9 protein-coding genes and 1 pseudogene are annotated in these 10,048 nt (G+C 70.9%); 7 read left to right on the top strand and 3 right to left on the bottom strand.

What is annotated here, in order from left to right; all coding sequences use genetic code 11:
- Positions 1–250, bottom strand: a pseudogene (locus JGS39_RS30585) (M6 family metalloprotease domain-containing protein); the annotation flags it as partial.
- A 418-nt stretch (positions 251–668) separates the two neighbouring features.
- Between JGS39_RS30585 and JGS39_RS30590 the strand changes: the two are divergent.
- Positions 669–2,534, top strand: a complete 1,866-nt coding sequence (locus tag JGS39_RS30590) for a putative bifunctional diguanylate cyclase/phosphodiesterase (protein ID WP_219572951.1) — start codon at positions 669–671, stop codon at positions 2,532–2,534.
- Between the two features lie 14 nt (positions 2,535–2,548).
- Here the strand turns inward: JGS39_RS30590 and JGS39_RS30595 are convergent, their stop codons facing one another.
- Both JGS39_RS30595 and JGS39_RS30600 read right to left on the bottom strand, forming a co-directional pair.
- Positions 2,549–3,646, bottom strand: a complete 1,098-nt coding sequence (locus JGS39_RS30595) for an LLM class flavin-dependent oxidoreductase (RefSeq protein WP_148018836.1) — start codon at positions 3,644–3,646, stop codon at positions 2,549–2,551.
- 91 nt (positions 3,647–3,737) lie between these two features.
- Positions 3,738–4,517, bottom strand: coding sequence for a maleate cis-trans isomerase family protein (locus tag JGS39_RS30600; RefSeq protein ID WP_219572952.1), 780 nt, complete (start codon positions 4,515–4,517; stop codon positions 3,738–3,740).
- A gap of 178 nt (positions 4,518–4,695) precedes the next feature.
- On the opposite strand from JGS39_RS30600, the gene JGS39_RS30605 reads away from it, so the two are divergent.
- From JGS39_RS30605 to JGS39_RS30630, 6 genes are all read left to right on the top strand, one after another.
- Positions 4,696–5,655 carry a D-2-hydroxyacid dehydrogenase gene (locus tag JGS39_RS30605; protein ID WP_219572953.1) on the top strand — a complete coding sequence of 320 codons (960 nt, stop codon included), beginning with the start codon at positions 4,696–4,698 and terminating at the stop codon, positions 5,653–5,655.
- A 255-nt stretch (positions 5,656–5,910) separates the two neighbouring features.
- On the top strand, positions 5,911–6,813 hold the full coding sequence (gene ehuB / locus JGS39_RS30610; RefSeq protein ID WP_219572954.1) for an ectoine/hydroxyectoine ABC transporter substrate-binding protein EhuB: 903 nt from the start codon (positions 5,911–5,913) through the stop codon (positions 6,811–6,813).
- 19 nt (positions 6,814–6,832) lie between these two features.
- Complete coding sequence (ehuC, locus tag JGS39_RS30615) at positions 6,833–7,567, top strand: ectoine/hydroxyectoine ABC transporter permease subunit EhuC (protein ID WP_219572955.1); 735 nt, start codon at positions 6,833–6,835, stop codon at positions 7,565–7,567.
- A complete protein-coding gene (gene ehuD / locus JGS39_RS30620; protein WP_148018841.1) occupies positions 7,564–8,208 on the top strand; it encodes an ectoine/hydroxyectoine ABC transporter permease subunit EhuD in 645 nt (214 codons plus the stop codon). The genes ehuC and ehuD overlap by 4 nt, the downstream gene beginning before the upstream one ends.
- Positions 8,198–9,049, top strand: a complete 852-nt coding sequence (gene ehuA, locus JGS39_RS30625; RefSeq protein ID WP_219572956.1) for an ectoine/hydroxyectoine ABC transporter ATP-binding protein EhuA — start codon at positions 8,198–8,200, stop codon at positions 9,047–9,049. Before ehuD ends, ehuA begins: the two co-directional genes overlap by 11 nt.
- A gap of 166 nt (positions 9,050–9,215) precedes the next feature.
- Positions 9,216–9,974 carry an IclR family transcriptional regulator gene (locus JGS39_RS30630; RefSeq protein WP_219572957.1) on the top strand — a complete coding sequence of 253 codons (759 nt, stop codon included), beginning with the start codon at positions 9,216–9,218 and terminating at the stop codon, positions 9,972–9,974.
- Positions 9,975–10,048 lie beyond the last annotated feature (74 nt).

Below are 10,048 nucleotides of genomic sequence, written 5' to 3' on the forward strand. Positions count from 1 at the left end.
GGGTGGTGGCGGGCCGGGCGTCGGGGAAGGAGAGGAAGACCATGACCGCGTCGAGGGTGTGGTCGGGGCGCGGATAGGCGCCGTTCCAGCTGTCCACACCGAGCGAGTGGTGGACGTCGGTCCGGGGCAGCGCGCAGGGGGCCGCCTCTCCGGAAGCGGCCACGGCGGGGCCTGCGACCAGAGAGGTGGCGGCGAGTGCGAGGAGGGAGATCAGTCCGGCCGCCACCGCGCGGGGGCTGGGTCTCTCCACCCCTCCGGGCCCTTGCTGACGCGGCACATCTACCTCCGGTGCGGGGTGCGGGCTCCAGGACCCTCCTGACCACCTTGTGGCGTTTCATGAGGTACGTCCTGTTGGGCTGCACCAGTCGGGTCAGCGGCCGAACCGAGCACATGTTTCACGGACAGTCACAATCGATCACCGAGGCGCCGGGACAGACCAGAACCGCGCAGAAACAATCAGGCGAGGGCAAACCGGGTCGCCCTGCGAATGGCTCAAGCACGGCAGACGCGGGGTCCGTAACCGTCGGGGCGCTGGAACGGCCGAGGCGCCAGCCTCTATGCTTCACCTCGCTATCCTGCGCGGTTCCCGCCCCTGACGACGGCGCTCCACGCGGCGGGCCAGTCCGACCAGAGGCGTCCGGGACAGAACTGCACGGCGGGAGCGAACGGTGAGCGGAACCTCCGAAGGGCCCAGGCCCGCGGCAGGCACAGCAGCCCCTTCCCCACCGTCACCCCTCACGGAGCGTGACGACATGTGGCCGTCCGCCGGGTCGCCGTCCGAGCTGCACGACTACCGTGCCGCGTTCAGGGCCGCCACCCTGCCGATGGCCGTCGTCGACCACGAGGGCCTGATCGTCACAGCCAACGAGGCCTTGGCCGCGCTGACCGGTGTGGGAGCGGCGGCGCTGACCGCCCAGTCCGCATCCGACCTGGTCGATCTCGCCGCGGACGGCCGCACCTGGCACGCGTACCGCGAGGTGCTGCACGGCCGGCGCTCCCGCTTCCGCTGCACCAGCAGGCTCAAGCACCCCGACGGGCGCTCGCTGTGGGCCGAGATCACCGTCGTGCCGATGACCGCGGCCCCCGAGCAGGGCGCCGGAGCCGCGCCCCGCCAGGTGCTGCTGTCCGTCGCCGACGTCAGCGACCGGCGCGAGCTCCAGAAGCGGCTGCGCCACCTCCAGATGCACGACCCGGTGACCCGGCTGCCCAACCGGACGCTGTTCTTCGAGCGGCTCTCGGCGGTCCTGGAGACGGCGCCGTACCAGGACGACAGCATGCCCGGGCGGGGCCGGATCGGGCTCGTCTACCTCGACCTGGACGGCTTCAAGGCCGTCAACGACACCCTGGGCCACCGGGTCGGCGACCGGCTGCTGGCCGCCGTCGCCGCCCGGCTCACGGACTGCGCCGAGCAGGAGGGCCCGCATCCCACGGGCGCCCATCTGGTGGCGCGCATGGGCGGGGACGAGTTCGCGATCCTGGTCGAGGAGTCCACCGGTACGCAGCAGCTGACCGACCTCGCCCGCACGGTGCTCGCCGCGCTGCAGCAGCCCTTCGACCTGGCAGGTCAGCGGCTCTCGGTGTCGGCGTCGATCGGCGTGGTGGAGCGGCCCGTCGCGGGCACCTCGGCCACGGGTCTGATGCAGGCGGCGGACACGACGCTCTACTGGGCGAAGGCGGACGGCAAGGCCCGCTGGACCCTCTTCGACCCCGAACGCAACGCGCACCGGATGACCCGGCAGGCCCTGTCGTCCAACCTCCGCCCGGCGGTCGAGCGCGGCGAGTTCACCATCGAGTACCAGCCGCTGGTCTGCATGGCCGACGGGGTCGTACGGGGGGTGGAGGCGCTGGTGCGCTGGAACCACCCGCAGTTCGGCATGCTCTCGCCGAATCGGTTCGTCGCGATCGCCGAGGAGGACGGCTCGATCGTGCAGCTCGGCCGCTGGGTGCTGCGGGCGGCCTGCCGGCAGGCCAGACGGTGGCAGCTGGACCACCCGGACGAGCCGCCGCTGTTCATCAGCGTCAACGTCGCCGTACGCCAGGTCTGGGATTCCGACCTGGTCACCGATGTCGCGGAGATCCTCGCGGAGACCGGCCTGGACCCGGCGCTGCTGCAACTGGAGCTGACGGAGTCCGCAGTGATGGGGTCGGCCGGCCGGCCGCTGCAGGCCCTCCAGTCGCTCAGCGACATGGGCGTCCGGATCGCCATCGACGACTTCGGGACCGGCTACTCCAACCTCGCCTATCTGAGCCGCCTGCCGGTCTCCGTCCTGAAGCTGGACGGAGCCTTCGTGCGCGGTTTCCGGTACGAGGACGGTACGCATCCCAGCCCCGCCGACGAGACGATCGTCGAGGCCATGGTCCAGCTGGCCCACCGCCTGGGCCTGACCGTCACCGCGGAGTGCGTGGAGACGGCCGGCCAGGCGGAGCGGCTGCGCCGGATCGGCTGCGACACCGGGCAGGGCTGGCTCTACTCCCGCGCGGTCGCCCCGGAACGCATCGCGGAACTGCTCGGCGCCCGGGCCCTGAAGGCCTGAGCACCGACAGCCCCTCAGGCCCCCGGCAGGCCGTACGCGTCCGCGATGAGGCCGTAGCTGCGCAGCCGGGCCTCGCCGCCGTGGGCGTTGGCGGTGATCATCAGTTCGTCGGCGCCGGTGCGCTTGGCCAGGTCGTCGAGGCCGGTACGGACCTCGTCCGCGGTGCCGTGGACGATGTTCACGAGCCAGCTGTCGACGAACTCCCGCTCCATCGGGGTGAAGGCGTACGCCTCCGCCTCCTCGGGTGTCGGGACCAGGCCGGGGCGGCCGGAGCGCAGGCGGAGCATCGACAGCGCGCCGGTCAGCACCTGGCGGCGGGCCTCCCGCTCGTCGTCGGCGGCCAGGGCGGCGACGCCGATCAGGGCGTACGGGGCGTCCAGCACGGCGGACGGCTTGAAGGACTCGCGGTACAGCTCCAGGGCCGGAATGGTGTTCTGGGCCGAGAAGTGGTGGGCGAAGGCGAAGGGCAGGCCGAGCATGCCGGCCAGCCGGGCGCTGAAGCCGGAGGAGCCGAGCAGCCACAGCGGCGGGCGGCCCGGCGACTGGACACCGCCCTCGGAGGTGGCCTGGACGGGGCCGGGGACCGCGTGGATGCGGGCGTAGGGGTGGCCGTCGGGGAAGTCGTCGTCCAGGAAGCGGGTGAGCTCCATGAGCTGCTGCGGGAAGTCGTCGGCACCCTCGTTCAGCCGCTCGGTGCGGCGCAGGGCGGCGGCGGTGGCGCCGTCCGTGCCGGGGGCGCGGCCGAGACCGAGGTCGACGCGGCCGGGGGCCATGGCCTCCAGGGTGCCGAACTGCTCGGCGATGACGAGCGGGGCGTGGTTGGGCAGCATGACACCGCCGGAGCCGAGCCGGATGCGTTCGGTGTGGGCGGCGGTGTGGGCCAGGATCACGGCCGGCGAGGACGAGGCGACGCCGGGCATCGAGTGGTGCTCGGCGACCCAGTAGCGGTGGAAGCCGCGGCGTTCGGCGAGCTGGGCGATCTCGACACCGGTCCGCAGGGCCTGGGTCGCGGTGCGGCCCTGTCCCACGGTGACGAGGTCAAGCACCGAGAGGGGCACGGGTGCCGTCCCCTCCGCCTTGCCACGGATCTCGTCGCCTCGAATCTCGTCCACGTCCTGGCCTCTCCGGTGGTGCGTCTGGTCCGGAGCAGTGCAACAGGAGGTGGACTCCGCTTATTCCCCTCGCCGGGCGGCGAAGTCCGGTTCAGGACCGCTTGCCGTGGGCGTAGGACCGTCCGCTCCCCCACTCCACCGGGGCGGGCGGCGATTCGCGGGCTTCGAAGAGGGTGCCGAGCCGGGGCGACCAGGCGGGGCGGTCGGCCAGTCGCAGGGCCTCGCGGGCGGCCACCTGGTTCGCGGTGAGGACGGGCTTGCCGAGGAACTCCTCCAGGGCGGGGAGGTGGCTGACCGTGTGCAGGGCCGTGTCCGGCAGCAGTACGGCGTCGGCCTCGGGGCGGTCGGCCGCGGCGGCCAGCTCCTTCAGCCGGTCGAGCCCCCAGCCCGCGGCCTCGGTGGCGCCGGTGGCGCCCGCCGCATGGGTGGCAACCACGTCCATGCCCGCGGCCCGCAGGAACGCGGTGAACTCCGCGGCGATGGCCTCGGGGTAGGTCGCGGCGACCGCGACCCGGTTGGCGCCCAGTTTCCGTACGGCGTGGACGAAGCCGATGGACGTACTGGAGGCCGGCACGCCCGCCGCCCGCGCCACGGCCATGACCTGGTCATGGGCGCCCTGTGGCCCGTACAGGAAGCTTCCGCCGTCGCACGCCCAGACGACGGACTGGACTCCCGAGCGCTGGAGTTCCTCGACACCGGCGGCGAGCCGGCCGGGGGCGCCGAGCTCGCGCAGGGCGTCCTCGCGATAGGCGTCGTCGGGGCTCTCGGTGTGGCGCACGACGAGCCTGATGGTGCTGTCGAGCAGGATCTCCATGCGCGGGTAGTCGTCCTCCGCGAAGTGGCCCGGGTAGAGGAATCCGACGGTCGTCATGTCCACCCTTCCTGTTACTGCCTGCACTGCTGGTACTGCGCTCTTTACCGCTTCTCATCCCAGTATTCCCCCATCCGCCCCGTCACCGCTCCGGCCTGTTGACGGGGTGGGGTGCGACTGCGAGCGTGGTGCCTCCGCAGCCTCAGCCGATCCCAGCCGACGCGGAGGAACCGCCCCCATGCCGGAGCCCGTCCTGCTCGTCCTGGACGCCGATCCGCCGCCCCGTCTCGGCGCCCTGACCGGGCGGGTGCAGGTCCGGCACACCGACGCCGCGGGCCTGGCCGGGGTGCTGCCCCACGCCGACGTGCTCCTGGTCTGGGACTTCACCTCGGACGCCGTCCGGTCCGCCTGGCCGGGCGGCGGCCCGCGCCCGGCCTGGGTGCACACCGCGAGCGCGGGAGTGGACCGGCTGCTCTGCCCGGAGCTGGCGGAGAGCGACACGGTGGTGACCAACGCGCGGGGCGTCTTCGAGCAGCCGATGTCCGAGTACGTGGCGGGCCTCGTGCTGGCGTTCGCCAAGGACCTCCCCGGCACCCTCGACCTCCAGCGGCGACGCCGGTGGCGCCACCGCGAGACGGTCCGGGTCGCGGGGTCGCGTGCGGTGGTCGTCGGTGCCGGTCCGGTCGGGCGGGAGATCACCCGGCTGCTGATGGCGCTCGGCGTCGAGGTGGCGCTGGTGGGCCGCACGGCCCGGCGCACGATCCACGGGGCCGGCGATCTGGACCGGCTGACCGCCCGGGCGGACTGGGTGATCTGCGCGGCGCCGCTGACCCCGCGGACGTACGGGATGTTCGACAGCAGGTTCTTCGGGCTGATGCAGCCATCTGCCGTGTTCATCAACGTGGGGCGCGGTCCGATGGTGGTCCAGGACGATCTCGTCGGCGCGCTGCGCAGCCGGTGGATCGCGGGGGCGGCGCTCGACGTGTTCGAGCGGGAGCCGCTCGGCCCGGACAGCCCGTTGTGGGACGTGCCCGGCCTGATCGTGTCGCCGCACATGAGCGGCGACGCGGTGGGGTGGCGGGACCGGCTGGGCGAGCAGTTCGTCGCGATGTACGAACGCTGGGAGGCCGGGGAGCCGTTGCCGAACGTGGTGGACAAGCGGCTCGGCCACATCCCGAGTCCGGACACGGAAGGCTGATCCCAACCCGGGCCGTCCGCACCCCACTTCGCCACCCCATGACGGACATCTCCGCATAACACACCGTCATTCACCTTACGCTGCAAGGAAATACACACCGCGCACGATCCGTCGCACTCCGCCCATGTTCGGACACGGGAAGGTCACCCTCCGGCCACCGTTCGGTTACATGCGGCTTCCTCCTGCATAGACGTACGGGATCGGGCAGGCGCCAACCCTGTCCGGACTGTTCGACCCTCCAGGAGATCGCGAACCATGGCTGACTTCCCGAACCTGTCCCGCCGGGGCTTTCTCAACCGATCGGCGGCCGTGGGCGGTCTGCTCGTCGTCCCCGGCCTGCTCACCGCGTGCAGCAAGACCGGCGCCGACTCGGCGGACGGCGAAGGGGCGCTCGACAAGCTCCGCAAGCAGGGCTTCGTCCGGGTCGCGTATGCCGACGAGGCCCCGTACGGCTACATGGAGGGCAAGCAGCTCAAGGGCGAGGCGCCCACCCTGCACCGGGAGATCTTCAAGGCGCTCGGTGTGGACGAGCTGCGCCCCACGCTCTCCGAGTGGGACGGGCTGATCCCGGGCCTCCAGGCCGGCAAGTACGACGTGGTCAGTGCCGGTATGGCGATCACGCCCGAGCGCTGCGCCAACGCCCTCTTCTCGGAGCCCGAGTTCATCTCGCCGACCGCGCTGATGGTGAAGAAGGGCAACCCGAAGAAGATCACCGACCTCGCCTCGGCGAAGGCCGCGGGGATCACCGTCGGAGTGATGGCGGGCGCCGTCGAGGGCTCGTACGCCGAGGGTGCCGGAATAGCCAAGGACAAGATCAAGTCACTGCAGAAGCCGCAGGACGGCGCGGACGCCGTCAAGGGCGGCCGGGTCGACGCGTTCCTGCTGACCGGCATCTCGCTGCGCTGGCTGGCGAAGACCAACCCGGAGACCGAGGTCACCGAGGCCTTCCTGCCGGAGCTCGACGGCGTGAAGCAGTACAGCCCGGGCGGCGCCGTCTTCCGCAAGGGCAACGAGGAGCTGCGGGACGCGTTCAACCGCGAGCTGAAGAAGATCGTCTCCGACAGGTCGCGCTATGTGGAGCTGCTGCGGGACTACGGCTTCGGGGCCACCGAGCTCCCGCCCACCACGCTGAAGACGGCCGATCTGTGCAAGGGCTGACAGGGACGGAACCCACCGCATGAGTGATTTCTTCTCGGCCTTCGCCGACGATCTGCCCCAGCTGCGCTCGGGCCTGTGGGTGACCCTGGAGGCCACCGTCCTGGGCGCGCTGGTGGCGCTGCTGCTGTCGTTCGTCCTCGGCCTGATGTCGATCAGCCGGCTGCTGGTGGCACGCGGCGTCTCGCGCGTGGTCGTGGAGTTCTTCCGCGGCACCTCGCTGTACGTCCAGCTGTTCTGGCTCTACTACGCGATGCCGCCGCTGACGGGGTACGAACTGACCCCGCTGCTCTGCGGCGTCGTCGCCTTCGGCCTCAACTACGGGGCCTACGGCGCCGAGGTGGTGCGCGGTGCCATCAACTCCGTACCGCGGGCCCAGTACGAAGCGGCGGTCGCGCTGAACATGACGCCGCTGCACCGGATGCGCAAGGTGATCCTGCCGCAGGCGTGGGTGCAGATGATCCCGTCCTTCACCAACCTCTTCATCCAGTTGCTGAAGTGCACACCGCTGCTGTGGCTGATCTCGGCGGCCGACCTGATGACCGTGATCGAGAAGCTGCGCAGCCGCACGGGTGAGACCCTCACCGCTTATGTGACCCTGCTGGTCTGCTACTTCGTGCTGGCGTACGCGCTGACCCTGCTGATGAACCTGCTGGAGCGCTCCGCCAAACGCCGGCTCGGCCTGGCGACCGGCGGGGGAAGCCTGCTGAAGTCCCGCAGCGCGGTGACGGCCCCGGCCGCGGGAGGTACCCGGTGAACGAGGGATTCGACTGGAACGCGGCCGGCGACGCGCTGCCGCTGATCCTTCAGGGATTCAAGGTCACCCTGCTGGCCACGGTGCTGGGGACGCTCGTCGCCGCGGTGCTGGGGCTGGCGATCGCGGTGGCCGGACGGGCCCCGAGCCGGTTCGTGACCGTGCCGGTGAAGGTGGTGATGGAGTTCATCCGCTCCACCCCGCTGCTGGTCCAGCTGGTCGGCGCGGCCGCGCTGTTCACCTCGGTGGAGCCCCTGACCATCGGCATCGTGGTGCTGGGCATCCACTACGCCACCTACACCTCGGAGGTGTACCGCGCCGGGATCGACGGTGTGCCGAAGGGCCAGTGGGAGGCCTGCCGGGCGCTGTCGATGACCCCCCGGCGGACCTGGCAGGCCGTGATCCTGCCGCAGGCGGTGCGCAACGTGCTGCCCGCACTCGGGAACTACGCGATCTCGATGTTCAAGGAGACCCCGTTCCTCGCCGTGATCACGGTGCAGGAGATGGTCTTCGAAGCCCGTAAGTACGGGGGTGACCACTTCGCGTACACCGAGGTGTTCACACTTGCCGGACTGGTGTTCCTGGTCGCGAGCTACCCCACGTCACTCCTGATGAGGAAGCTGGAGAAGCGCCTTGGCCACTGAACCTCTCCCCCTGCAGAAGACCGCGGCCACGGCCCCCGAGGACGCCGTCGCGGTCCCCGCCCCCCGGGACTCCGGGCACCCGCTGGTCCGCTTCGACAAGGTCGTCAAGCGGTACGGCGACCATGTCGTCCTCGACCAGCTGGACTTCACGGTCGAGCGCGGCGAGCACGTCACCCTGATCGGGCCCAGCGGCTCGGGCAAGACCACGATCCTGCGGCTGCTCATGACGCTGGAGAAGGTCAGCGACGGCGTGATCCGGATCAACGGCGATCCGCTGACCCACATGCAGGCGGCCGACGGCTCGCTGAAGCCGGCCTCCGAGAAGCACCTGCGCGAGGCGCGGAAGAAGATCGGGATGGTCTTCCAGCAGTTCAACCTCTTCCCGAACATGAAGGTGCTCCAGAACATCACCGAGGCTCCGGTCAACGTCCTCGGCATGGACCGCGACAAGGCGGAGACCCGGGCCCGGGAGCTGCTCGACCTCGTCGGGCTGTCCGCGAAGGTCGACGCGCATCCGTCCCAGCTCTCCGGAGGCCAGCAGCAGCGGGTCGCCATCGCCCGGGCGCTGGCGATGGAGCCGGAGATCCTGCTCCTGGACGAGGTGACGTCCGCGCTGGACCCGGAGCTGGTGGCGGGGGTGCTGGAACTGCTGGGCGACATCGCCAGGAACACCGACATCACCATGCTGTGTGTGACCCACGAGATGAATTTCGCCCGGGACGTGTCGGAGAAGGTACTGATGTTCGACGCGGGACGGGTCGTGGAGTCGGGATCGCCGGAAAAAATCTTCTCCGACCCCGAACATGAACGTACGCGCGAATTCCTCAACGCGGTGCTGTGACCTCGGCATCCGTCGATCGTCTTTGACTCTGGCATATGCCAGACGGGTGCGCCCCTGCTGACGAAGCCGGGGCGCACCAGTCAGTAGTCAACAGCCGCCCATTTTCGGCCTCTTGGCCGCTATCGTGGTGGCAGAGCTTGCGGTCACAACCTGGTAGGGGGAAACCGTGGCGTTGAAGCCCGAACCGACCGCGCCGTTCCATTCGGTGCAGTACGCCCTGCGTGTTCTCGAAACGGTCTCCAAGCACGGTAGCGGTGTGACGGACACCCAGATCGCCCGGGAGACGGGACTGCCCGTCGGGCATCTCGCCTCCCTGCTGCTGACGCTGCGCCGCGAGGGGTACGTCGAGCAGATCACCGACGGCGCGTACGTCACCGGCTCCTCGCTGCTGCTCCTCGGCTCGGGCGCGGCCCGCCGGCAGGCCCTGGAGGCCAAGCTCCAGCAGACGCTGGTCCAGCTGCGGGACTCGGTGGGCGCGGCGGTCTACATCAGCCGGTACGTGGACGGCGAGATCCGCGTCACCCAGTACGCCGACGGCCCGCGGACGCCCGCGGTCAACGAGTGGGTGGACTTCCGCTCGGCGGCGCACGCCTCGGCGATCGGCAAGTGCCTGCTGACCCAGCTCGACCAGAACGGGCGGCGCGACCACCTCTCGCGGCACAAGATCGCCCGGCTGACCTCGCGGACGATCACGAGCGAGCGGGTCCTCTTCTCCAAGCTGGACAGCCAGCCGGCGACGGTGCCCGTGCTCGACCTCCAGGAGTACGCGGTGGGCACGGTGTGCGCCGCGGTGCCGCTGACGGCCGGGGCGTCGGCGGGATGCCTGGCCCTGTCCCTGCCGGTCGAGGACACGCACCGCCTGCGCGCGGCGGCGGATGCGCTGAACCGGCGTGCGGCGCCGGTGCTTCTGTCACTGGCGCTGTAGCCGGACCGGCCCGTCCGGCGCTGTCCTCAAACGCCGGACGGGGTTGAGTTGGCCCGGCACCCCCGGAGCACCCG

Origin of the sequence: Streptomyces poriferorum (assembly GCF_019399235.1) — a bacterium.
Classification (GTDB): domain Bacteria; phylum Actinomycetota; class Actinomycetes; order Streptomycetales; family Streptomycetaceae; genus Streptomyces; species Streptomyces poriferorum.